This is a genomic window from Shewanella basaltis (assembly GCF_023283885.1).
Lineage (GTDB): Bacteria > Pseudomonadota > Gammaproteobacteria > Enterobacterales > Shewanellaceae > Shewanella > Shewanella basaltis.
In genome coordinates, this window is record NZ_JAKILA010000020.1 from 1 (window position 1) to 26,678 (window position 26,678).

General features: G+C 41.2%; 16 protein-coding genes. 12 read left to right on the forward strand and 4 right to left on the reverse strand.

Annotation, left to right across the window (positions count from 1 at the left end; genetic code table 11):
• Positions 1–122 precede the first annotated feature (122 nt).
• Positions 123–1,574, reverse strand: coding sequence for a 16S rRNA (cytosine(1407)-C(5))-methyltransferase RsmF (gene rsmF / locus L2703_RS14120; RefSeq protein ID WP_248971793.1), 1,452 nt, complete (start codon positions 1,572–1,574; stop codon positions 123–125).
• Between the two features lie 122 nt (positions 1,575–1,696).
• Here rsmF and L2703_RS14125 point away from each other — a divergent pair, with 122 nt between their 5' ends.
• Positions 1,697–2,923, forward strand: a complete 1,227-nt coding sequence (locus L2703_RS14125; protein WP_248971723.1) for a nucleoside recognition domain-containing protein — start codon at positions 1,697–1,699, stop codon at positions 2,921–2,923.
• 379 nt (positions 2,924–3,302) lie between these two features.
• Here the strand turns inward: L2703_RS14125 and L2703_RS14130 are convergent, their stop codons facing one another.
• From L2703_RS14130 to L2703_RS14140, 3 genes are read right to left on the reverse strand one after another with little or no spacing between them, the layout of a single operon-like run.
• Positions 3,303–5,945 carry an MlaD family protein gene (locus L2703_RS14130; RefSeq protein ID WP_248971724.1) on the reverse strand — a complete coding sequence of 881 codons (2,643 nt, stop codon included), beginning with the start codon at positions 5,943–5,945 and terminating at the stop codon, positions 3,303–3,305.
• The gene (locus tag L2703_RS14135; RefSeq protein ID WP_283107892.1) at positions 5,932–6,618 is read right to left on the reverse strand and encodes a paraquat-inducible protein A; all 687 of its coding nucleotides are present in this window, start codon (positions 6,616–6,618) and stop codon (positions 5,932–5,934) included. The genes L2703_RS14130 and L2703_RS14135 overlap by 14 nt, the downstream gene beginning before the upstream one ends.
• On the reverse strand, positions 6,608–7,237 hold the full coding sequence (locus L2703_RS14140) for a paraquat-inducible protein A (RefSeq protein WP_248971725.1): 630 nt from the start codon (positions 7,235–7,237) through the stop codon (positions 6,608–6,610). Before L2703_RS14140 ends, L2703_RS14135 begins: the two co-directional genes overlap by 11 nt.
• A 247-nt stretch (positions 7,238–7,484) precedes the next feature.
• Between L2703_RS14140 and L2703_RS14145 the strand changes: the two genes are divergently transcribed.
• From L2703_RS14145 to L2703_RS14195, 11 genes are all read left to right on the forward strand, one after another.
• The gene (locus tag L2703_RS14145) at positions 7,485–7,778 is read left to right on the forward strand and encodes a YebG family protein (protein ID WP_248971726.1); all 294 of its coding nucleotides are present in this window, start codon (positions 7,485–7,487) and stop codon (positions 7,776–7,778) included.
• 49 nt (positions 7,779–7,827) lie between these two features.
• A complete protein-coding gene (locus tag L2703_RS14150; RefSeq protein WP_248971727.1) occupies positions 7,828–8,301 on the forward strand; it encodes a GAF domain-containing protein in 474 nt (157 codons plus the stop codon).
• A 260-nt stretch (positions 8,302–8,561) separates the two neighbouring features.
• The gene (gene proQ, locus L2703_RS14155; protein WP_248971728.1) at positions 8,562–9,182 is read left to right on the forward strand and encodes an RNA chaperone ProQ; all 621 of its coding nucleotides are present in this window, start codon (positions 8,562–8,564) and stop codon (positions 9,180–9,182) included.
• Between the two features lie 21 nt (positions 9,183–9,203).
• The gene (gene prc / locus L2703_RS14160; RefSeq protein WP_248971729.1) at positions 9,204–11,255 is read left to right on the forward strand and encodes a carboxy terminal-processing peptidase; all 2,052 of its coding nucleotides are present in this window, start codon (positions 9,204–9,206) and stop codon (positions 11,253–11,255) included.
• 155 nt (positions 11,256–11,410) lie between these two features.
• Positions 11,411–13,972, forward strand: coding sequence for an aminopeptidase N (gene pepN, locus L2703_RS14165; protein WP_248971730.1), 2,562 nt, complete (start codon positions 11,411–11,413; stop codon positions 13,970–13,972).
• 92 nt (positions 13,973–14,064) lie between these two features.
• Positions 14,065–14,280, forward strand: coding sequence for a DUF2835 domain-containing protein (locus L2703_RS14170; RefSeq protein ID WP_248971731.1), 216 nt, complete (start codon positions 14,065–14,067; stop codon positions 14,278–14,280).
• A 316-nt stretch (positions 14,281–14,596) separates the two neighbouring features.
• Positions 14,597–16,645: a DUF1302 domain-containing protein gene (locus L2703_RS14175; protein WP_248971732.1), complete on the forward strand. Its 2,049-nt coding sequence runs from the start codon at positions 14,597–14,599 to the stop codon at positions 16,643–16,645.
• A 13-nt stretch (positions 16,646–16,658) separates the two neighbouring features.
• A complete protein-coding gene (locus L2703_RS14180; protein ID WP_248971733.1) occupies positions 16,659–18,023 on the forward strand; it encodes a DUF1329 domain-containing protein in 1,365 nt (454 codons plus the stop codon).
• A 52-nt stretch (positions 18,024–18,075) separates the two neighbouring features.
• Entirely contained in the window at positions 18,076–19,086 is a 1,011-nt protein-coding gene (locus tag L2703_RS14185; RefSeq protein ID WP_248971734.1) for a WD40/YVTN/BNR-like repeat-containing protein, read from the forward strand.
• A 49-nt stretch (positions 19,087–19,135) separates the two neighbouring features.
• A complete protein-coding gene (locus tag L2703_RS14190) occupies positions 19,136–21,442 on the forward strand; it encodes an efflux RND transporter permease subunit (RefSeq protein ID WP_248971735.1) in 2,307 nt (768 codons plus the stop codon).
• Positions 21,443–21,769: 327 nt separating this feature from the next.
• Entirely contained in the window at positions 21,770–26,611 is a 4,842-nt protein-coding gene (locus tag L2703_RS14195; RefSeq protein WP_248971736.1) for an NAD-glutamate dehydrogenase, read from the forward strand.
• Positions 26,612–26,678: the final 67 nt, after the last annotated feature.

A 26,678-nucleotide genomic window follows, 5' to 3' on the forward strand; every position in this document is an offset into this window, starting at 1 on the left:
GCTAGCTATTGACGCGTCAATTCGCCTTGTTAGCAGAACAAATGACAAGCTTGAAAGTGAGAATGGGTAACATGTTGATTTTAAATAGTATAAGTTCATCCCTTATCCCGACCTCAGGTTAATCAGAGTGATAAGTTAACCTTATCGCGAACAAGTTCTCGTGGTAAGTTATTTTTTAGACGATGGCCTAAGTGTTTTACTACACCCAAAACAATGTTGTGATAGCTGACTAACATTTCTCCTTGAGCCAAATCTGCTAAATAATCTTGCAATGGCTCATTAAATGTTTGAGTTGCTATGTCTCTACCCATTAAAAAATCTTGCGCTTGCTCTGGCGTCAGTTCGATGGTTCTGGCTGCGTCACTTGTTGAGGCTAATGCAATAATGGCCTCATGTTTCGCTTTATAGCCTTTCTTTAATGCATCAGCGAGTTTAAGACCAATACGCTGAAAACGCATTTTGCCGATAAAATCAGTAAAGTGTGCCGGAAACAACCAATACTCGTCATCTCGTAACATCATGATGTCGTCATTTGGCAGCTCGATTGAAAAAGTCTCTTTAAAATAATTTTTCAACTCAATTTGTTGCTTATCACCTGCAACAGTAAAAGGAAAATTCTTTTGCAGTTTAGGCTGTTTTTTAACCCGTTCGACTGACGCTGTTTTACGGATTTTTGCAACAAAAAAACCTTCACTGTCATAAATTTGTGGCCAAACGTGTAAAAAGCCTTCCTCAGTGCATGCTTTATCAGCACCGTCGAATAAATGGTTAAGTGATACAAATTCAACGGCATGAGGAAATTGTTGTTGTAAATGTTTACAGATAGATTGGTTCTCTAGCTGGCTGAGTGTGCATGTGGAGTATACTAAGGTACCACCAGGTTTTAAGGCTAAAAAAGCAGACTCTATGAGGTCTTTTTGAGTCTCTGCAATAGCTGTAACATGTTCAATATCCCAGTGTTTTAGTGCTAATGGATCTTTACGTACCGTGCCTTCGCCGCCACAGGGCGCATCCAAAAGAATGGCATCAAATGATTCAAATAAATACTCACCAAATACACGACCATCAAAGTGGGTTAATGCAGTATGGCTGGCGCCCATTCTGGATATGTTAGCGTGTAATACTTTCACTCGACTGGCCGAGTATTCATTTGCCACCAAAAGGCCACTATTATTCATTAATGCAGCAATTTGCGTGGTTTTAGAGCCGGGTGCTGAGGCAACGTCTAGCACTATTTCTGGATGGGTATTATCAGCAAACAAGGCTATTGGCGGTAACATTGAGCTCGCTTCTTGGATGTAAAATAATCCTTGAATATGCTCTATGGCGTTACCAAGTTGAATGTCATCATTGCCTTCGATCCAAAAACCGTCATTACACCAAGGAATACTGGTTAATTGCCAACCTGCTTGCGTCATAATATCGACAAATTTCGGTGTAGCGATTTTTAAGGTGTTGACCCTTATCGACTTTCTAAGAGGTTGATTGCAATAATCTATAAAGTCGGTGAGTGAAAGATGCGCTGGCAGTTCGTTTTCAATATGTCGAATAAAATTTGGATGTAATGGGATCATAATAAGCGGGATCATTTATATATTGCCGAATTAGCACGATCATAACACGGAATTGTTGCTCCAGATCGTCAATGATTACTGTATATTAACTAATATATGTCTACAGGGTTATGGAGCCGTGAGTGCTAAATAGAGTTTGGTTGTTATTTTTTATTGTGGCTGCAATTTCCATTTTGGTGCAATTACTTGCAGGTAACACTGAGGTGTTGAGTGATTCGGTCACGGCATTGTTTGCAAGTGCAAAGTTAGCTGCAGACATTTCATTGGGGTTGATTGGGGTTCTTGCATTATGGATGGGCCTGATGCAAGTCGGTGAAAAAGCCGGTGTGGTTGGGCTATTTGCGCGATTGTTTGAGCCTTTATTGTCTCGATTAATGCCTGAAGTACCTCGAGGGCATGTTGCTTATGGCAGCATTAGCATGAATTTAACAGCGAACATATTGGGCCTAGATAATGCCGCCACGCCCTTAGGTATAAAGGCTATGCATGATTTACAGAGCCTTAATCCAATCAAAACCGTGGCCACCAATGCACAAATTCTTTTTTTAGTATTAAATACCTCGTCAGTGACCTTAGTGCCTGTGACGGTATTTTTATACCGTGCACAACAAGGGGCTGAACACCCTGCCGATGTGTTTTTACCCATTTTACTCGCCACGAGTGCATCGACGCTGGTCGGATTGTTGGTTGTGGCAATCATACAAAAAATTCCATTATTTAACAGTGTGATATTGGCGTATACAGGACTTGTCATGGGGTCATTAATGGCGTTAGTTGCATACCTTTTGACCTTATCTGCCAATGCTATCGGATCAATGTCGATGGTGTTGGGAAATGGCATTCTATTGTTGTTAATTTTCAGCTTCATTTTGGCCGCCGGTTACCGCAAAGTGGCGGTTTTTGATGAGTTTGTTGAAGGTGCAAAACAAGGGTTTAATCAAGCGATAACCTTAATTCCATATTTGATTGCGATGCTATTGGCGATTGCTGTTTTGCGTGCATCTGGCGCGTTAGAATACGTATTGCAAATGCTCGCCACCCTTATAAGTGGATTGGGCTGGGACACACGGTTTATTGATGCAATGCCCACTGCATTGATGAAACCCTTTAGTGGCTCAGGGGCGAGGGCGATGATGTTAGAAACCATGGATCATCACGGAGTTGATTCTTTCGCAGGTCGACTCGCCGCTATTTTACAGGGCAGTACTGAAACCACTTTTTATGTGTTAGCCGTTTATTTTGGTTCTGTTGGGATCCGTAATGGGCGTCATGCGCTCAGTTGTGGCTTAACTGCTGATGTTGCCGGCATTGCAGCTGCAATTGGCGTATGTTACTGGTTTTATGGCTAGCAATGGTATTTCTATAGATAATAAAAAAGACCGATAGCTGTATCGGTCTTTAACGGTAAATACTTAGACTGGGCTTCTAGCGTGACGCATTCATTAAAACGCGCTGGCATACTCTCAGTGGTCACTTTTTATTAGGTTAAGGCTGGTAAGTCGCACAGCCTTAATCGTATCAAGCAACCTTATTTAACCTGAGCTCGGGATAAGGGATGAACTTATGCTATTTAAAATCAACATGTTACCCGTTTTCACTTTCAAGCTTGTCATTTGTTCTGCTAACAAGGCGAATTGACGCGTCAATAGCTAGCCTATTGTCAGTCGATTCGACGCAGTGAGCAGGGCAAAGGACTGTTTGAAAGGCATTTATTATCCCGAGCTCAGGTTATTTAGTTTGCTCTGGTTGCCATTCTGCCCATTCTTCACGCATAGTATGCTGCAGATTAACTCGGTCATTTTCTGATAAGCGGTTAGCGTCTGTGGTGACATCTTTTGTTGCAATAGCGATACCGCCAGCGAGGATGGTTTCAAGAGATTGCGTTTCTAACTGTGCGCCAGAAAACAAACCAACATCCAGTTTAATCCCAGAGGCATCCCAAAATTGGCTTGTTTTATTCACGAGATGATCGTATTGAGCATCGACATGCACAAACAAAGTAATGTCAACACCGCTATCTGCTAATTGGTAGCCGTCAACTTGGCCAATATTGATTCCCCTGAAAAACAGTGGGGTACCAACTTTAATCGAGCCTAATTGACTGTCTACAAGTTGGAACTTAATGGCATCTGCTGGCACGTTTGCATCTAAGCGTGCATGATTTTTAACAATAAACTTATCTGCAGTTGGCACCGTTTTACCTGGGATCACGCCAATATAAGGTCCTGTTATTAAGGTTTCTGGAGCACGGATCCCGGCTAATGAAATTTGGGCATCTACGATAAAGTATTCACTGTCGGCACGACTAAAATGTGCTGCATAGTCTCCGTAAAGGTATGCTTTTGCCTTTAGGGTTGTTAGTGCAGGGTCTAATTTCACTTGTGAAAGCTCACCTATCTGATGGCCCTGATAACGAATCGCCGTTTTGGCTGACACTTTAGCGCTCACGGGTAACGTGAGCTCTATCACGCTTGCTTGCATCAGTGCTAACGCTTCACTGTCGTAGAGTTGATAGTGAGTAGGGCTGCTGCTGACGATGTTTTTATCATGATGGCCTAAGGTTATCCCACCATTAATCGCGCCTTTTAAAGGCGCAACATCAATATCTACTCCAGTAAGGCTTGCATTTATCTTTACAGCACTGTTGCGCCAAAATAGGGTATTTTCCTTAATTAAAGGGGTAAACTTTTTATCGATATTGATGTTAATGGCAAAGGTGTCTGCGTCGGCTTGCCACTCGACTGAAGATACACTGCCTACTTGCATTTTTTTGTAATAAACCGGCGAGCCTGCGATTAAATCAGCCCCATCGATACTGTTTAAGGTGAGGGATAGCATCTGCTGTTGAGCAAATTGTGCCTGAGCACTTTCAATCGATTCATGTAATGCCAAGGAGCTGTTTGCTTCTACCAAGGTGCTGTTTTTAGCCGGCACTAGGCTTATGGCACCTTCAAGCATTGTTGTTAAATCGCGAGTAGCAACAGAAATCCCTTCGAGGGTTGCATTAATTGATAATGCTTTTTCAGGCACAAAAAAACTGCCTTGGGTAACTAAATGTTTAAATTCAGGTAAGATTTCGATTTGATATTCCACATTGGCAAAATCGTCACTTAAATTAACGCCTGTGATCGCACCAATGGGTAATTGTTTGTAGCGTACCTGCGCGCCATTGGCTATTCCGAAATGACTCGCTGCTACAACTTTGAGTGTTAACTTAGCATCTTTAAGTAAATCAGGGGCCTTCGCAGCCAGTTCAAAGCGCATTTGCTCAGTAGGTGATTGATTACCAGGCAAGACGTTAATCACACTGCCAGTAATTAAGCGGCCAACATTTTTCATGCCTTTAAGAGACAATTCAGCACCGCTTAACCAGAAACGACTGTCAGGTGTAATTAAGGCTTTATACTGATGTTCAACACGAATGTTTAACAAAACACCTTGCTCTGATAGCTGTTTTTTCTCAACGTTACCTACCGTAATACCTCGGTATACTAATGCAGTGCCTTCACTGATGTCTTCAGCGTTGTCAGCGGTTAACGTAAACAGCACTCCGCCAATGGCTGTTTGTTCATCTTGGTATAAGGCATAGGTATCGCCGTTTTGGGCTTTTTCTGTTTCAGAACCACTGTCAAAGCTAATACCACCGGCTAAAATAGAGGCGATGCTTTCTGTATTAACTTTTATGCCTGCAAGTGATGCATCAATCTTTAATCCTGACACATTCCAAAAACGAGAGTCCTTGTGTACTAGGTGAGTGTATTGCTCTTGGACAAATGCACTGATTATGATTTGTTTATTGCCATCTAAACGGTAACTAACAACGCTTCCTACAGGTACTTGACGGAAAAAGACGGGTGACCCCACATCAATAGACCCAAGCTTAGGTGATTTAAGTTCAACCATAATACCTTCGCTACCCGGCAGAATAGCCGGTGCTTCACGTTGGGCTTCAAATTCAGTTGTAGATCGGCCATCACCGGGTTGAATGGCAATATAGTTACCAGAAAATAAGGTGTCTAACCCTTCAACTCCAGTAATACTTGCCTTGGGCTTAACTAACCAAAATAAGGTATTTTTATTTAAAAATGGGTCTGCTCGATAATCCATAACCACTTTGACGTTAACGCCTTTTAAATCATCATCAATACCAATGTCAGACACTTTACCTACAGTTAACCCTTGGTATTTAACTAACGTTTTACCAATATCGATACCCGCAGCGCTCGGGAAATGAATAACAATTTCAATGCCAGATTCTTTGATACTTTTCACCCCAAGCCATGCGCCTAAAATCAACGCGACCACGGGTAATAACCAAATTGGCGAGAATAGTTTTTTCTTCACAACTTTAGGCGATTCAATTTGTGTCATGTGTTTTTTCCAAGCGGTCCCAGAGTAAACGAGTATCAAGTACTTTCGCGGCTAATTGGGTTAATAATATCACTAACGCAAAAGCCGTTGCAGCAGGTGCGGGTTTAGCATCAAGTAATTGCCCCATGTTAACAAGGGCAACAGTTAATGAAATAACAAATAAATCCAGCATCGACCATCGGCCGATCCATTCAATAATATGAAACCCTACCATTAATTTCCTTTTAGAAATTGGCAGGTTAAAGCTAATTGCAGCTAAATAGGTTGCCAGCCCAACTATTTTGAGCCAAGGGACTAAAATACTGGCAATAAATACAATAATGGCAATTGGAAACATGCCTGTTTGAACTAAATGGCTGATCCCACTAAAAATAGTATCGTTAGTCACCACCCCACGATTAGTAAGCAGCGTAATAGGATATATATTGGCCAAGACAAGTAAAATGGTGGCGGTAACCAATAGCGCCCAACTTTGTTGAATACTTGCATAGTTTCGTGTTGATAATGGGCTATAGCAACGACGACAATGGCTATGTTTGCTTGTATTAAGTTTTTTACACACTGGGCATAAACACAAACCAAGTTGGCTGCCTTGTAAATGCACTAAGTTGGCAGGCTGATGCGGATTTGCGTTGGTTGTTGGCAAATCTGCTGTAGATTGATCAGTGCTCATCTACATAACTCCACATATGTTCAAGATTGTATTCTCGTTGTAAAAACAAAATGATCGCAAACAGCATGGTAAAGCTAAATGTGCCCATACCAAAATAAACATCAGAAAAATCAGATAATTGGAATGCGGACACTAAAAAACTGATGACATAAATCTCGAGCATCGTCATTTGGGTAATTAACCCATGGTTTTTGAGTAATGTGGTATAGATCCGCTGCCAAAAAGTGGCATTGAGTGATAATTTAACGATAATGACTTGGGTTAAAATCGATAAAATTAACAAAGCTGGCGCAATCACTGCTGCCACAAGTACCGCAAGCCCTACCACCCAATACCCTTGTGCCCACACCGCAATAGCGGCTTCAGTGACTGTCGTGGTTCTTATGCTTCCCAAAAAATGGATTTCAAGCACAGGCAGTAAATTTGCAGGTACAAAAATAATCAATGCAGCCACACACAAGGCTAACATACCGTTAATAGAACAATAAGGTGTGTCATATAATGCTGTGTCGCATCGGGGACATATTGCCCTTGCGCTAGATGGCAGGGCGCGCTTTCTTACTGCCAGATCACAAGAACGACATAAGATGATGGAGTCATGATCATCAATTTCATGCATCAAATGAGTTAATCCAAAGTCAAAAGCAATGTCAGTAGGGCAAATATGCCGCCATATTGTTAGTGTTACTAAGGCCTGTTGGTCTTTGTTGCAAAAAACAACCTTGAAGCCCCTAGTATGGACGGATAAATCTGAATATCTATTTATCCGCTTAGCACGATAATATCAGAATAATCAGAACACTTGCATCATAAGTTGAATATGTGAGATTCTATGTACTGTATATAAAAACAGTGAGGATTGAATCATGGCAGTGATTACCCAATTTGTCGTGGTCAGAGAAGGGGTGGAAAAGATGACATTCACATCTAAAAAGGAGGCTGATGCCTACGATAAGATGCTTGATATTGCCGATAATCTGCTCCCTTTTTTGATTAAAGCAGACTTAGATCTTGATGAAAATAAGTGCGAACAACTCGCCTTTTACTTAGCAAACAATAAAGATGAGCTTTCTAACTTGCTAAAAGGCACTGTACAGGTTAAAACCCCTGCTGCAGTCAAAAATAAAAAGGCCGCTGCAAAAAACACAACCGCAGAATAACGACGTTAGTCCAAGAGTGAGTCATTAACGTCATAGTAAAGGAACTGAGATGAAAACCGAATTTTACCAAACATTAAACCGCCAAGCTCAAGCACTACTAGAAGGCGAAGACGATTTAATTGCAGGTATGGCCAACTTTTCAGCATTACTGAATGACAACCTTGCCGATCTCAATTGGGTTGGTTTCTACATTAAACGTGATGAGCAATTAGTATTAGGGCCTTTTCAGGGAAAAGTGGCCTGTACTCGTATCGGTATGGGCAAAGGGGTTTGTGGTACGGCAGCTGCACTTAATGCAACCCAACGCGTCGCAGATGTACATCAATTTGAAGGTCATATAGCGTGTGATTCGGCAAGTAATTCAGAGATTGTGATTCCTGTTCGTTGTGGCGAAGAGGTCGTTGCCGTGTTGGACATTGACAGCCCATTACTTAACCGATTTGATGAAGATGATCAAAAAGGCTTAGAAATGATGGTAAAAAGCTTTGAATCTTGCTTATTTGCTCAAATAGCGAACAAATAAGACTAAATCATAGTCGCATTCGCTGCTGTGGGCTTTATAATACGCAACTGCACGCATTTGTGCTGGATTTCACTGTTAGCGATGATTTAAGCTGATAGTTGGTTCGGCAAAATTGTTAAGGTTTGTGTCAATGACTTTAGCAAACAGGCGGATAGTGATAATTTGTACGTTGAGCTTTAACAGCAAAGTTTGGCGAAAGATGAACGACTGCGTGGCTAATGTTGCCGCTGAACAGTCCCTTTATTAACGTGGAAGTAAAAATGGAATCAACAGACAAGTTGACCGACACCAACGCAATTTTAGCGTATTTATATGAAACCTTTCCTTTATGCTTTATTGCTGAAGGTGAAACTAAGCCATTAAAAATTGGTTTATTTCAAGATTTGGCTGAACGGTTAGCTGATGATTCTAAAGTCAGTAAGACACAATTACGGGTAGCGCTTCGCCGTTACACCAGCAGCTGGCGTTATCTAAAAGGTGTTAAAGCGGGTGCTAAACGTATTGACCTTGACGGTAATGATTGTGGCGAATTAGAACAAGAGCACATAGATCATGCTCAAGCAACGTTAAAAGAAAGCCAAGAAAAGGCTAAAGCCAAGCGTCAAGCTCAAGCACCTAAAACGGCCGCGAAAAAGCCAGCCAAAAAAGCGCCACCAAAACGCGAATCAGTGAAAAAACAACGCCCAGCACCTGTCGCTGCTCCTGTTGTAAAACTTGAGCCAGCAAAGCTTGAAGAGTTAAAGCAACAGCAACGGGTCAATGTTAAGTTAGGTGCAACACCGGTACCTGGTGTGATTACTGACATTAACAAAGAAGATGTGCATGTTCAGTTAGACACTGGCTTGACCATTAAAGTACGTGTAGAACACATACTATTATAAAAATTTAAGGAGTACTTGTTGATGCGAAAACTTACCTTGGCCGTGTCGATTGCCAGCTTATTTGTCGGCTTTTCGGCGTGGGCAATATCACCAACGATTCAAATCAGCGAGTTACCTAAACTGGCCCAAGAGCCACAGCATAAAGTGGCTAGCAAGCGAGTAACAACCTTATTTACTCGCTCGCATTATCACCGTTTTAACCTCGACGATGCGTTTTCTGAACAAATCTACGCGCGTTTTTTAGAGCAACTCGATTATCGACGCAATGTACTTACTGCCCAAGATATTGCGAGTTTCGATAAATACAAAAACGAATTTGACAACATGGTCACATCGGGCGATATCAGTCCAGCGTTTACCATGTATGATCTTGTCCAACAGCGTCGTTATGAACGATTTGCTTACGCGCTTTCTCTTCTAGATAAAGAATTTGACTTCACCAAACCCGGTGATGCTTACGAGTTTGATCGTGAAGAAGCCGCGTGGCCAAAAGACGAAACAGAGGTCAATGAGTTATGGCGTCAACGTGTTAAATACGATGCGTTAAACTTAAAGCTAACAGGAAAAAATTGGCCAGAAATAGTTGAAGTGTTAGAAAAACGCTACAACAATGCCATAAAGCGTTTAAGTCAGACCCAAAGCGAAGATGTATTTCAAAGCGTTATGAATGCCTTTGCCCGCAGTGTTGAGCCTCATACCAGTTATTTATCGCCTCGTAATGCAGAACGTTTCCAAATGGAAATGAACCTAAGCCTTGAAGGTATAGGTGCTGTGTTACAAATGGACGACGACTACACTGTGATTAAAAGCCTTGTTGCCGGTGGCCCAGCAGCGAATAGTGAAAAACTATCCCCTGAAGATAAAATTGTCGGCGTTGGTCAAAAAGGCAGTGATATCGTTGATGTTATTGGCTGGCGTTTAGATGATGTTGTTGACTTAATTAAAGGCCCTAAGGGCACTGAAGTGGTATTACAGATTTTGCCTAAAAAAGGTGGCGCTAATGCCAAACCTTTTGAAGTCACCATCATTCGAGACAAAATTCGCTTAGAAGATCGCGCTGCAACCTCAAAAGTGATTGAGCCAAAAGACGGTCAATATGCTAAGCGAAAAGTCGGTGTGATTCAAATTCCTGGTTTTTACATGAATTTATCACAAGATGTTGCCAAAGAAATCGTTAAGCTTGAACAAGAAAACGTGGAAGGTATCATTATCGATCTACGTGGTAATGGCGGTGGAGCACTCACAGAAGCAACCTTGTTAACAGGTTTATTTATCGACATGGGACCGGTTGTTCAAATTCGTGATGCCAATGGTACTGTAAATGAAAATCGTGATAACGACGGCAAAAGTGCTTACACGGGCCCATTAACTGTGATGGTAGACCGTTACAGTGCCTCAGCATCTGAAATTTTTGCTGCCGCGTTGCAAGATTACGACCGAGCTTTAATTGTAGGGGAGTCAACCTTTGGCAAAGGGACTGTACAGCAACATAAGAGTTTAGGTCGCATTTATGACATGTATGAAAAACCTATTGGTCATGTGCAATACACTATTGCTAAATTTTATCGTATCAATGGTGGCAGTACCCAATTAAAAGGCGTCACGCCTGATGTTCGCTTCCCAAGTGCGTTAGAACCTGGGGAATACGGCGAATCTGAGGAGAAAAATGCCTTACCTTGGGATAAAGTCCCAGTGGCACAATACAGCACGCTAGGTAATATTAATCCAAACTTAATCAGTGCGTTAGATGCGAAACACAAGGCGCGTATTAGTACTGATACTGAGTTTAGCTATATTTACGAAGATATTAACGAATTTAAAAAGCATCATGATGACAAAACAATTTCGTTAGTTGAACGTGAGCGTATTGCATCGCGTGAGTCAGATGATAAACGTGCTTTAGATCGTGCAAATGCACGCCGAATTCAGCAAGGACTTGCCGCGGTTAAATCGCTAGATGAGATTGAAACCACTGACGACAGTAAACTGCCTGATGCATTTTTAGATGAAACTGCCTACATCACTTTAGATATGGCCGATGCAGAAAAGTTGGCCAAGATTGGCACTCAATAATTAATCATCTTTACAACAAAAACGCGCTTTAGGCGCGTTTTTTCTTAATGAAATGACTATTGTACAGTGACAAATTAACTGATTGGCGGTGAGGATCAGTGTAACTGTACTAAATACAAAGCGACATCAATGAGTTTGTTCGAAAAGGATCCTGTATGAGCCAAGCACAAGAAAAACACTTAAAAGATTATGCCAAGCCCGCTTTTACTATTAGCCATGTCGATCTTAATGTTATTTTAGATGGTAAAAACACCAAAGTCACAGCCACTAGTAAAGTGCATCGTACTGGCGATCATCAGCACGAATTGGTACTTGATGGTGAACAAATTTCATTAAGCTCAGTAAAATTAAATGGCGTTCCTGCTAAGTATCGTCAACATGACAATCAATTATTTATTACAACTGATCAATCAGAGTTTGAACTGGAAGTTATCACTTTATTAGATCCAGAAGACAACTCGAGCCTCGAAGGACTGTATATGTCTGACGGTGCATACTGCACACAATGTGAGGCAGAAGGCTTTCGTCGAATCACCTATTTTTTAGATCGTCCAGATGTATTGGCCATATACACAGTTCGCATTGAAGCAGACAAGAGTGCTTTTCCATTTTTATTGAGTAACGGTAATTTAGTGGATAAAGGCGAGATGCCTCGTTCTGGTCGTCACTTTGTGAAATGGCACGACCCATTTCCAAAGCCAAGCTATTTATTTGCCCTTGTGGCAGGTGATTTTGACGTATTAAACGACAGTTTTACGACTATGTCTGGTCGAGAGGTTAAGCTGCAAGTTTTTGTCGATAAAGGCAATTTGCATAAAGCTGATCATGCAATGGCCTCGTTAAAAAAATCGATGGAGTGGGACGAAACACGTTTTGGTTTAGAATATGATTTAGATATCTATATGATCGTCGCCGTCGACTTTTTTAATATGGGGGCGATGGAGAATAAAGGCTTAAACGTATTTAACACCAAATATGTGTTAGCAGACAAAGCCAGTGCTACAGATGATGATTATCATGGTATTGAATCGGTAGTGGGCCATGAATATTTTCATAATTGGACCGGCAACCGCGTAACTTGTCGCGATTGGTTTCAGTTAAGTTTAAAAGAAGGCTTAACGGTATTTCGCGATCAAGAATTTAGCTCTGACGTTGGCTCACGTGCAGTGAACCGCATTCAAGCAATCCGCGTAATGAAAAACCAACAGTTTGCTGAAGACGCAGGCCCAATGTCGCATCCCATTCGTCCGGAAAGCGTAATAGAAATGAATAATTTTTATACGGTGACGGTTTACGATAAGGGTGCGGAAGTCATTAGAATGATGCATACCATTCTGGGTGAAGCAGGGTTTCAAGCCGGAATGAAATGTTATTTTGAACGCCACGATGGACAAGCTGTGACTTGTGATGACTTTGTCGATGCCATGCAAGATGCCAGCGGTAAAGATCTCACATTATTCAGACGTTGGTATAGCCAGGCAGGTACACCGGTGTTAACAGTAACCGATAGTTATGATGCAGAAAAAGGCGAATATCATCTTACTGTTTCCCAGCAGGTTATCTCGAAGGGCATAAAAGGCCAAACCTTACATATTCCTTTCAGTATTGAGCTGTTAGACGCCACAGGACTTTCTTTAGTTAATAAAGTACTTGATGTGACTAAGGCAAGCCAAACGTTTGTATTTGATGGTTTAAGCGCTGCTCCAACACCTTCTTTACTGCAAGACTTTTCTGCACCTGTAAAATTGGTTTACGATTTTTCTATCGATCAGCTAGTTCATTTAATGCGACATGCATCGAGTGAGGTTGCAAGATGGGAAGCATCAGTACAATTAATCAGTCAAACGATTTGGTTGAACATTGAACAACTGCAGCACCAACAAGTGATGATGTTAGATGCGAGAGTGATTGAAGCGTTTAGAGGAATTATTTTAGACGGTAACCTTGACCGTGCTCTGGTGGCTGAAATCCTTTCTGTGCCGTCGGCTTCTGCTTTAATTGAACAAGTTGATAGCGTCGATTTAGATGCGCTAGCCAAAGCAAGAGAGTTTGTTGTGGAAGAACTTGCTAGCGCTTGTGAAGATGAGTTGCTGGCGCGCTATCGTGAACTGGCTAACATTGATGATGCGGGGGCGAGAGCGTTTAAAAATATCGCCCTGAGCTTACTGTGCCAAGTTTCTGATGTTTATGAGAGCTTGGTTGAAAAGCAATATCATCAAGCGAAAAATATGACCGATTGTTTAGGTGCATTAAAAGCGGCGGCGATATCACAATTAGCATGTTTGCCTACACTCCTTGATGATTTTGAATCTAAGTGGCATTCAACGCCGCTTGTTATGGATAAATGGCTGTCATTACAAGCGCTTATCAATTCAGATGACGTAATCGAAAAAATTAAACATCTAACACAGCACAGTAGTTTTAGTTTTTCTAATCCTAACCGTGTGCGCTCATTAATTGGTGCGTTTGCATCTCAAAATACTTATCAATTTCATCGGGCAGACGGTGAAGGTTATCGCTATTTAACTAAAATTTTAGTCAAATTAAATAAAAGTAACCCCCAAGTTGCTTCACGTATGATTACACCTCTTATTCAATTTGCAAAATTTGATGCTTCAAGACAAGCATTAATGAAGCAGTGTTTACAAGAGCTTAAAAATCTACCTGATCTGTCTAAAGATTTATTCGAAAAAGTGACAAAAGCCTTAGCAGAATAGTTGTCGTTTTACTGTTATTTTAGTCAAAAATTAACTCACAGTTTCTGTCATCAATCAGGAGAGCTTGCTCTCCTTTTTTTATGGTAATTAGCATGGAATTATATTTTTCATTACACGTAAGTTATGACGCTTTTTTACCTTACTACCAAGGGCTTGCAGAAAAAGTTGAGGTTCGTGATGTGCACGGCAGAGTGTTACACATCAATGGGAAGTACTTTAGGCCTTTTTTAACGCCTCAAGGAATTCGTGGAAAGTTTAAATTGGTGTTAAATAATGATGGTAGCTTTAAATCGCTCAATAAATTATAGAGCATATACTCCAAACGTTTGATTGATTCATGTTATGGGTATGTAATATTTTTGTTTATACATAAGTGCATGAAAATAAACTTTTTTCGTTAGCTGTTCATTCTCTGTAAAAAAATTGACTGTCTCAATTCAAATATTGAGTCGATTATTTTGTGTTTATTTCACTAAACAGCGTTAATTTTCTTAAACATTTTCTTTTTTTTGACCTTGCTCAATATAGTTAAATGCTGTAACAATGGTGTTGCCTGTGGGCTAACAAGATGTTGGTTTCAATTCCTATAACAACTAATCCAACAGGTTACGGAGATGAACTAAAATGAATATTGTTAAGAAAAGATTTAACAAGTCGGCTCTCGCTTTGGGGGTGGTGTCGGCATTATGTATTGGCATGAGCAGTTCAGCATCAGCAGTGTCATTTGATTGGGGTGATGTTCAAGGAACATTTGACTCAACATGGACCGCAGGTGCAAGCTGGCGTGTATCGGACCGAGATTGGTCAGGACAAATCGGTAAGGTTAACCAACCGCAATTTGACTGGTCTGGTTATTCTGCTTTTGGTGGCGCATTTGGGTCAACTAAATACACATCTGCTCAAATTTGGGACCAATCGGGCTCGTATTCGAGCAACAACGATTTAAGTAACTTATTATATTCAAAAGGTGATACCACCTCTGAGATTGTAAAAGGCCTTCATGAGCTGTCACTAAAATATGAAAACTACGGTTTATTTTTACGTGGAATGTATTTTTATGACCGCAAGTTAAATGATGGCAGTTATGATTTCAATGACCCATTAACAGGTAAAGAATTTGATCCTTGTGAAGACAGCAAAGCTTCAGAAGTGCAATGTAAAGACATTCGCCTACTTGATGCATTTGTTTATGGTAACTGGGATTTAAATGACGGTGCCAATCCACTGAGCGTCCGAGTTGGTAGCCAGGTGGTGTCATGGGGTGAAAGTGCGCTGATATCTCATGGTATTTCAGAAATCAACGCCGTAGATCTTAACATCCTTAACGCTCCAGGTTCTGAGCTTAAAGAAGCGTTCCGTCCTCAAGGCATGGTATGGGCATCGTTAGGGTTAACTGAAAACCTAAACGTTGAAGCTTTTTATCAATATGAATGGCAAGGAATTTGGGTGCCGACTCCAGGATCTAACTTTGCAACCAACGACTTTGCTGGTTTTGGTGGTTATGATCAAAATGCTCAGTTAGGTTTCAATGCTAACCCAGATATCAATCAAGATTTCTTAATTTCTGAATATTCACGTTTGTATGAAGCTGCTGCAGCTACAGGCTTTAACGCTGCTTATGCTGCCTACATGACAGCTTACTCAACCAAAGTTGCTTTGGTTCAAGATGCTGCTGATCCAAGCGATGACGGTCAATATGGTGTTAAATTAGGCTACTATTCACCTGAACTTGGTGAAACAGAGTTTGGTTTGTACTACATGAATTACCACAGTCGCCGTCCTATTATTAGTGGTACCGCCTCTAACTTCACATCAGAAGCGATTGCTCGAGATTATGGTCGGTTAGCGGCTAGCGGCGGTAATATTGATCGTGACTTATTACTTAGCATGGAAACATTTACTAAATCTCAAATTGTGTATCCTGAAGATATTCAATTATACGGATTTAGTTTCAACACTTTGGTGGGTGAAACCTCTGTTGCCGGTGAAATTGCACATCGTGTAGATGAACCGTTACAAATTGACGATGTTGAATTACTGTTTGCTGCGATGCCGCAACAGTTAGCTAACGCAGGTTTACGACCTGATTTAGACGGCATTTCTCAAATGGATGTATTCCCACCTGGTGAAACCGTCGATGGGTATATCACACGTGATACTACTCAAGCTCAAATGACGTTCACTCATTTATTTGGCCCAACGTTAGGGTTAGATAATTTGACCATGTTAGCTGAAGTGGGTGGGGTTTGGATCCATGACATGCCTGGTTTTGATGAGTTGCGTTTAAGTGGTCCAGGTACTGCTCGTTCTGGTGGTAACCCTGATATGCCAGGTATCATTGAAGCGTTACATAATGGTCCAGAAACTAATCCATTCCCAACCGATTTTGCTTGGGGTTACCGTTTAGTTGCTAAAGCAGATTTTAACAACGTGTTTGCTGGGGTAAACATGTATCCTCGTGTGATTTTCTCTCACGATGTTGACGGTATTACACCCGATCCAATGTTTTTATTCACTGAAGGCAGAAAATCTGTTGCTGTGGGTCTAACCTTTGACTATCAGAGCCGCTGGGGTGCTGACATCTCTTACAACAACTTCTTTGGTGGTGTAGGAACAACTAATGCGATGACTGACAGAGATTATATCTCTTTCAACGTCAAGTATTCGATTTAAAAGGATAATTATAATGAAGAAACTGACGATATTATCGGCAGCAGTGATTATGGCACTTGGTGCACCTGCTGCGCTGGCGAAAGTATCACAAGCTGACGCTGATAAATTAGGTACAACATTAACGCCATTAGGTGGTGAGAAAGCTGCAAATGCTGATGGCTCAATTCCTGCTTGGGATGGTGGTATTACAAAACCAGTTGCTGGCTACACTAAAGGGATGCATCACCCAGATCCGTTCCCAGAAGATAAAATTTTATTTACCATTACCAATGCCAATAAAGCGCAATATGCTGAGTTTTTAACCCCTGGGCAAAACAAGCTATTCGAGTTGTATCCTGATACGTACAAAATGAATGTCTACCAAACGCGTCGTAGTGCATCAGTACCTCAGTATGTTTACGATGCAACAAAAAATAATGCTGTTACTGCTGAATTAGTTTCTCAAGGTAATGGTATTTCTGGTGCGACGATTGGTGTGCCGTTTCCTATTCCATCTAATGGTTTAGAAGTCATTTGGAATCATATTCTTCGTTATCGTGGTGTAGATGTTGAAACGTATCGTAGTCAAGCAGCACCTACGTCAACCGGAGCGTATACTTTGGTTGAAAATGCTGAAGAGATCCGTTTTGAGTATACCCGTCCTGAAATTACCCTAGACAAGCTTAAAGAAACCAACACCTTGTTTTATTTTAAACAAGTTGTTACCCAACCTGCGCGTTTAGCTGGCACCGCGCTACTCGTGAAAGAAACCATGGATCAAGAGGCATTACCTCGCCAAGCTTGGACTTACAACACTGGGCAACGTCGCGTTCGTAAGGCACCTAACGTGGCATTTGATACGCCAGGTACTGTATCTGACGGTTTGAGAACCACAGACGATTTCGATATGTTTAACGGTTCTCCATCGCGTTACAACTGGGAATTGGTTGGCAAAAAAGAGATTTATATTCCTTACAATGACTACAAGCTACATTCAGATAAGCTTAAGTATGATCAGATTTTAAAACCTGGCCATATTAACCCTGAATTTGCTCGTTATGAAAAACACCGTGTATGGGAAGTGAAGGCAACGTTGAAAGACGGTATGCGTCATATCTACAAATCGCGTGTATTTTATATTGACGAAGATTCATGGCAAATTGCGCTAACCGATATGTATGATAACCGTGATGAGTTATATCGTGTTGGTGTTGCTCATTCAATTAACTACTACGATGCGCTAACAAACTGGAGTACCTTAGAAGTATTCCATGATTTGCAGTCTCGTCGCTATTTGGCTATGGGCTTAGACAACGAAGGTCGCATGTACAATTTTGATGCTTCTCTTTCTGAATCTAATTTTACTCCAGATGCATTAAGACGTGCTGGTATTCGTTAATTAGCCATAAAATTGGGGCGCTTAGCGCCCCTTCATTGTTAAGGAAGTTTGTATGACGTTTAGCATGCTTCGCAGTGCAGTGGCGATTGGGATTAGTGCATGTTTATATACTGCTTCAGTAGATGCCCAATTTGACCCACTAACTGTTCAAATTCAACCTTTAGCTCAATCTTCTCTGTTACTTGATATTGCCAATGCAGGCGACCACCTTGTTGCCGTTGGGCAACGTGGTAATGTGTTATTACTTAAAAATGGTCAATGGCAACAGGTTGCTACTCCTGTGTTAACCCAGTTAACAAAAGTCTTTTTTTTCGACGATAAGCAAGGCTGGGCGGTCGGTCACGATGCCACCATTATTCACACCAATGACGGTGGTGAAACGTGGACCTTGCAAATGCAATCTACCGAGATTGAAAAACCGTTTTTAGACGTCCGTTTTTATACTGCAAATGAGGGTATTGCTGTGGGCGCTTATGGGTTGTTTTATCGGACAACCGATGGCGGTAAAACATGGCAGGATGAATTTCATCAAGAATTATTATTTGAAGAAGATATTGCCTATTTAAATGAATTAAAAGCAGAAGATGAAGCCCTATATTTATCTGAGCGTTCTGCTTTATTGCCTCATTTTAATCGTTTAATTCGCTTAGCTGACACTCGATTACTACTCGTCGGCGAATTAGGCATGGTTGCCGTATCAGATGATAACGGACATACTTTTACGAAAGTGGATTTTGATTATGATGGTTCAATGTTCAATGCTATACAGGTTAACGATAGCATTTACGTAATGGGACTTCGTGGTCACGTGTTTAAATCAGATTTAACTTTGTCGCAATGGCAACAAGTTGAATTACCCGTTGAGTCATCTATTAATGGTGCTCTCGTGACTGCTAAAGATGAATTATACCTTGTGGGAAATGCTGGGATTGTATTGTCAGTTGACGATACCCAAGCAGAGATTGTGACGCGTAGGCAGGGTGAAAACATTGTAGCAATAGCAAAGGACAGTGAAGGCCAATTATGGTTTGCCGGTTCTAAGGGACTGTTCCAGCTTAAATAACCTTATGGTTAATTTGGATAATTAAAACAACAATAATAGGGCCGATAAGATGTTAGAAAAACTGGTCAATGGATTTGAGTCTCATTTATTCCGTAATCGGAAGTGGGTCATTATTTCGTTTATTTTTATAACCGTTTTCTTAGGTTATCAAGCCAGCCAATTAAAAATGGATGCGGCTTTTAGTAAAAATATTCCGCTCAACCATTCGTACATGAAAACCTACACCAAACACCAGAAAGACTTTGGTGGTGCAAATAGCATTATGGTTGCCGTTGAAGACACGAGTGGCAATATTTTTAACCCAGTCTTTTTTGATGCGCTAAAAAATGTGCATGACCAATTATTTTTTATTCCGGGTGTTGAGCGTTCGCAAGTAAAATCTCTTTTTTCACCGTCAACGCGTTTTACCGAAGTGGTTGAAGACGGTTTTGCCGGTGGCCCAGTCATACCTGCAGACTTTAGTAACGATGAATACGGTTTGCAAGTTGTACGTGACAATATTGAAAAAGCTGGAATTGTTGGCCGATTAATTGGTAATGATTACACGTCAGCAATGGTAACAGCACAGTTAATGGAGTTTGACCCACAAACGGGCAAAGCTATTGATACCATTGCATTTGCTAATCAATTAGAGCAAGAGCTTCGTGGTAAGTTTGAAAATGATAAAATAAAAATCCATATCATTGGTTTTGCCAAAATGGCTGGCGATGTAGCAGAAGGCGCTAAAGGTGTTTTGCTGTTTTTCTTAATCGCTATTTTAGTGACTGCCGTGATGGTGTATTTATTCTCTAAATCGGTCATGTTAACGATTTTGCCGTTAGCATGCAGTTTAATTGCTGTATGTTGGCAGTTAGGCTTATTGACAGTGGTTGGATTTGGCTTAGATCCCATGTCGATTTTAGTGCCATTTTTAGTTTTTGCCATTGGTGTGAGCCACGGTGTACAGATGATTAACGCTGTGCGTCGACGAGTGCTTGATGGCCAATCAACTAAAGCGGCATCGGCGTCAGCGTTTAGAAGTTTACTCGTACCAGGTGGCGTCGCGCTGTTATCTGACACTGTGGGCTTTTTAACCTTGCTTGCCATTGATATTGGCATTATTCGTGAGTTGGCTATTTCTGCTTCTTTGGGTGTTGCGGTGATTATTCTCACCAACCTTATTTTGCTACCGTTGGTAATTTCGTATTTTGAATTACCTAAAAAGCCAGATAATCCGCAAAAGGCACAGCAAATTGAAAACATTTGGCGCTGGTTATCTAATTTTGCCACCCCCAAATATGCCGTTGTTGTTTTAGTCTCTACAGTGATTTTGTATGGTGTTGGCTTTATGCAAGCCACCAAAATGAAAATTGGCGACTTGCAAGGCGGTGCACCGGCACTTCATCAAGATTCACGTTACAATCAAGATACCTTCTTTATCACTGACCATTTTTCTATTACAACAGATGTGATGACAGTGATTGTTGAAGCTGCGCCTGAAGCCTGTACCTACCATTCTGTGTTGTCACAAATTGATCAATTTGAGTGGATGGTGGCCAATACCCCTGGTGTTGAGTCAACGGCGAGTTTGGCTTCGGTTGCACAAAAGGTCAATGCGGGCTTCAATGAGGGTAATCCGCGCTGGGAGATTTTACCCCGTACCACTGCAAGTTTGGTCCAAGCTGTGGGGCAGGTTCCAACCACTTCTGGTTTGCTAAATGGCAATTGTTCAGTGATGCCTGTGTATTTGTTCTTAAAAGATCATAAAGCAGAAACTATTGAGGTCGTGGTTACAAAGGTCAAAGCCGTTGCGGCAGAGCTGAACAGCGATACATTGCAGTTTAAATTGGCTTCTGGTCCTGTTGGTGTGATGGCGGCGACAAATGAGGCCGTAAGTGAAGCGCAACTGCCAATGATGTTGTATGTCTATGGTGCTGTGTTTGTATTGTGCTTAATAAGCTTTAAATCGCTTAAAGCGACCATCGCCGTGATCATCCCTTTGTATGTAGTGTCGACGTTAGCGCAAGCGTTAATGACGTTATTGGATATTGGCCTTGCAGTGAGTACGTTACCGGTGATTGCGCTAGGTGTTGGGATTGGTGTTGATTATGGTATTTATATTTTGTCGACTATGTCCAATAAACTCACCAATGGCATGCCCATTCAGCAAGCGTATTTTGAAGCGTTAGTTGAACGCGGCAGTGCGGTTATTTTTACCGGCTTAACATTAGCCATTGGTGTGAGCACTTGGTTCTTTTCCGATCTTAAATTCCAAATGGACATGGGGATTTTGCTGACATTTATGTTTTTAGTAAATATGTTAGGTGCAATTATTATTCTACCTGCACTTTCAGCAATATTTTGGCGAAAAAAATAATTAAAACATGTAATTGAATAAAAAAGGGAGCCTAGCTCCCTTTTTTATTTTGCATAGTTAGTCTATCTAAACGACTTAAATGTCATTTTAAACGCTAATATCACTTCACAACTGGATTTATAGAGGATGTACCACTAAAATTTTCCTCGATATAGCAGCAATTTAGTAATAAACTTTGCAGCGGATCTCAAATATGAGTTTCTTTTGTAAAACGCAAAACACATGTTTACGTGATAAATACAAATGACTCGGACCGACCGAATCAACAAGCCGAAGCATCCATATAATGATAAGAGCGCTGCCATAGACGCTTAAGGAATCTGCAACATGGCCTTGAAAGATGCAATGCCTTCTGTACTACTTGAAAATGTAGTCAATTTAATTCACACAAAAATCCCTAGTTCTCAAGCAAAACAAGTAGAGCAATTTGCTAATTGTCTCTATGCCCATATGTCAAAAGACGACCTCAATGCGCGTAACGACAGCGATTTGTATGGTGCAGTTGTCAGCTTGTGGAATGCCTTAAATAAAACCTCACCCGAGCAAACCCATATTCGGGTGTTTAACCCAAGCCAAGCGAAACATGGTTGGCAATCATCACACAGTATTATTGAAGTCATCCAACCAGATATGCCATTTTTGGTTGACTCATTAAGCATGGCGCTGAATCGTCTGGGGATTACAGCTCATGTAATGCTACATACACCATTAGCCGTTATGCGTGATAAAAATACCGTCACTGGCGTATCATTTTTAAATGACGCAGCAGAAAACAGCGGCAGTGTTGCAGTATTTTTAATTGAGATTGACAAGCAAAACACCGATGCCGACATTAAAATTATAGAAAAAGAAATACAGTCGGTACTTGCAGATGTTGCGGCGTCAGTGAATGACTGGCAGTTAATGACAAATAAATTAACTGATACAATCAAACAATTGCCTTCTCGACCATTTCCTGGTGACAAGACTGAATTACAAGAGTCGATTGATTTTTTAAATTATTTAAACAATCACCACTTCACGTTACTCGGTTACCGCTATTACGACTTAAAGCGTGTAGAAGGTGATGTGGAGCTTGTCCCGGATTTAGATTCAAGTCTTGGTTTAATGAATCGCTCTAAAACGTCGCAAGGCGAGCGTGGTTTGTTACTGTCCACCTTGTCCGATTCAGCCCGTAAAGAAGCATTAGATAACACCTTATTAGTATTAACTAAAAGCTCAGCTAAAAGCCGTGTTCATCGTCCGGCTTATGTTGATTATGTTGGTATTAAGCGCTTTGATAAAAAAGGTAACGTCATTGGCGAAGACCGTTTTATCGGGTTATATGCTTCTAATTTATATAATCGCAGTCCGCGTGAAATCCCATTATTGGCTGAAAAAGTCCAGCGGATTTTAAATAACTCAGGGCTTACACCACGTTCTCATGACTACAAAGCTCTGATGAACATTCTTGAGAATTTACCTCGTGATGAGCTAATACAAGCCAAAGATCATCAATTGGCCAGTATGGCTCATGGCGTATTAGAAATGCAGGACCGCGATAAGCTAAAACTATTTGTTCGCAAAGATGGTTTTGGGCGTTTCTTTTCGTGCTTGGTTTATGTGTCTAAAGATCGTTACAACACTAAATTACGTCAAGATACTCAGCGTATTTTGGCGCAGCATTTTAAAAGTAATGAAGATGTTGAGTTCACTACGTATTTTTCTGAGTCTACTTTGGCTCGAACTCACTACATTATCAAAGTTGATAATAACGATATGGATGTTGATGTGGCCGCGATTGAAAGAAACCTGATTGAAGCAGCACGTTCGTGGGATGATAAATTACATACTGCATTAAATAACGATCTCGGTGAGCAGGCTGGTACTGGCTTAACAAAACGTTATCTCAATGCTTTCCCGCCAAGTTACAAAGATGATGTGCTTCCAAGCTCTGCTGTTGTTGATATGCAACATTTAGAAGCGTTAGACGATGACCACAAGTTAGGCATGCTGTTTTATCAGCCACAAGAGTCAGCGTTAAACGACAACAAGGTTCGTTTAAAATTATTCCATAAAGATGAACCGATTCATTTATCTGACGTGTTGCCAATGTTAGAAAACTTCGGCCTACGTGTCATTAATGAACGTCCTTATGAAGTGAAAACCAACGACGGTGCAACGTTCTGGATTTTAGACTTTTTAATGACAGTACAAGGTGCTGCCACTGAGAACCTGGCAGACAGCCAAGACCGTTTCCAAACCGCGCTGTTACAAGTGTGGCAAAAGAAACTTGAAGACGATGGTTTCAACCGCATGGTACTGTCAACAGGCTTAAGTGGTCGCGAAGTGTCTATTTTACGGGCTTATGCTAAATACATGCGCCAAATCGATGCGACATTTAGCCAGTCGTACATCGAAGAAACCTTTAGTCGTTATCCAAAATTAGCTGACTTACTGGTGAAAATGTTCATCCGTAAGTTTAATCCAAAGCTAAAAACGCGTACCTTGAGTAAGTTCCTAGAACAAATCAATATTCAACTAGACGATGTATCAAGTCTTGATGATGACCGTATTATTCGTCGCTATCTTGATTTAATTAACGCGACGTTACGCACAAACTTTTATCAAACAACGGGTGGCGTGGCGAAAGACTACGTTTCATTTAAGTTTGCTCCTGGATTAATTCCAGAAATGCCCAAACCACTGCCTAAGTTTGAAATTTTTGTTTATTCACCGCGGGTTGAAGGTGTCCATTTACGTGGCGGCAAAGTCGCTCGTGGTGGGTTACGTTGGTCAGATCGTCGTGAAGATTTCCGTACAGAAGTGTTAGGCCTTGTTAAAGCACAGCAAGTTAAAAATACCGTTATTGTACCTGTTGGTGCAAAGGGTGGTTTTGTGTGTAAACAACTGCCTACCGAAGGCGGACGCGAAGCATTTTTTACTGAAGGTCAAGAATGTTACCGTATCTTTATTCGTGCATTGCTCGATATTTCTGACAACATTGTTAACGGCGAAGTAGTACCGCCTGTTGATGTTGTTCGTCATGATGAGGACGATCCATACCTTGTCGTTGCGGCTGACAAAGGTACAGCAACCTTCTCCGATATTGCTAACGCCATTGCGATTGAATATAACTTCTGGCTCGGTGATGCGTTTGCATCTGGTGGCAGTAATGGTTATGACCACAAGAAAATGGGGATCACAGCACGCGGTGCATGGGAATCTGTTAAACGTCATTTCCGCGAAATTGGTGTCGATTGCCAAACAACGCCTTTTAGCTGTTTGGCTATTGGTGACATGGCGGGTGATGTATTTGGTAACGGTATGTTGTTATCTGAGCAAACTCAATTGGTTGCTGCCTTTAACCACATGCACATCTTTATCGACCCAACGCCTAATATTGAAAAAAGTTACATTGAGCGCCAACGGTTGTTTGCTTTACCACGCTCAAGCTGGGAAGACTATAACGCTAAGTTAATCTCTAAGGGTGGTGGCATATTCTTACGTTCGGCTAAGTCAATTAAGCTGACGCCAGAGATCAAGCAAATGCTTGCCACTGACAAAGACAGCATGAACCCAACTGAGCTAATGAAAGAACTTCTGAAAATGCCAGTAGATTTGATTTGGAACGGTGGTATCGGTACTTATGTTAAGTCGAGTAAAGAAACACATGCTGAAGTAGGCGACCGCGCAAATGATGCATTACGTGTCAACGGTAAAGAAGTGCGCGCCAAAATTATTGGTGAAGGTGGTAACCTAGGTTGTACACAATTAGGCCGTATTGAATACTGCGCTAATGGCGGCCGTATGAATACCGACTTTGTTGATAACGTGGGTGGTGTTGATTGCTCAGACAACGAAGTAAACATCAAGATTTTCTTAAACACCTTAGTTGCAGAAGGTGAGTTAACGGTAAAACAACGTAACCGTTTACTTGAAGAAATGACAGATGAAGTCAGCGACATCGTGATTCAAGATTGTAAGGATCAAACGCGAACTATTTCGGTCACTCAAGTCCATGGTGTATCACAGCTTAAAGAACAAATTCGGTTTATTCAGTATCTTGAAAAAGACGGTAAACTTGATCGCGCTCTTGAGTTTTTACCAACTGACGACGATTTAGCTGAACGCTTAGCCAATGGTCGTGCGTTAACTCGACCAGAACTGTCAGTGTTAGTGGCTTACGCTAAGATGGTGCTAAAAGAACAGTTAGTCACGCCTGAAATCACAGAAGATCCATTCTTGAGTAAACTGTTGGTGGCTTATTTCCCTAAAAAGTTACAAGCCAAATATGCTGACAGAATGACGGCTCATCCGCTGCGCGGTGAGATTATTGCCACTTCGTTAGCAAATGAGTTAGTTAACGACATGGGCTTTAATTTTGTACAACGTATGCAAGATGAGACAGGTGCAACAGTTGCCGAAGCGGCTATTTGTTATACTATGGCGCGTGAAGTGTTTGGACTTGATGAATTAACCACATCAATTACAGACTTAAATGGCGTAATCCCAGCACATGTGCAAGGTGAAATGTTGCATCAGTTACGCCGTAATATGCGCCGAGCTTGTCGTTGGTTTATCCGCCATCGCAACCGTGCACATGATATTGTGCAAACCGTTGCATTCTTTAAGCCTGTATTTGAACAGCTTAAATTAAACGTTGACCAATATATGATTGCTGCTGAAGTGAAAGCCATTTCTGCTGAAATCACTAAGCTAACTAACCAAAATGTCCCTAAAGCTGTCGCACAAGTGGTAGCTAAAATGAGTACGTTATTTTCAGCGTTAGATATCGCTCAGATTGCTCAACTTGAAAATAAAACGTTAGAATTGGTTTCTGAAACTTACTTTAAATTGGGTGCCAAAGTTGAGTTACATTGGTTCTTAGAACAAATTAGTGCTCAACCTGTCGCAAATCACTGGCAAGCACTTGCTAGAGCCGCGTTTAGAGAAGAGCTAGATTGGCAACAACGTGCGTTAAGCTCTGCAGTATTACGTACTTGTACTGACACGTGTAACGCCGACAGTGTGATTAATGAATGGATGGCATTAAACAAGCCATTACTTGAAAGATGGTATCATATGCTTTCAGACTTCAAAGTCTCACAAACACATGAATTTGCTAAGTTCTCAGTCGCCTTAAGAGAACTGAACTTACTGATTTTACATTGCGAAGGTCAGAAGTAGTTTTATACCCAAACTTCAACTAGTTTGGGTATATAATGTCAACAAGCCCTGGCGATTGCCGGGGCTT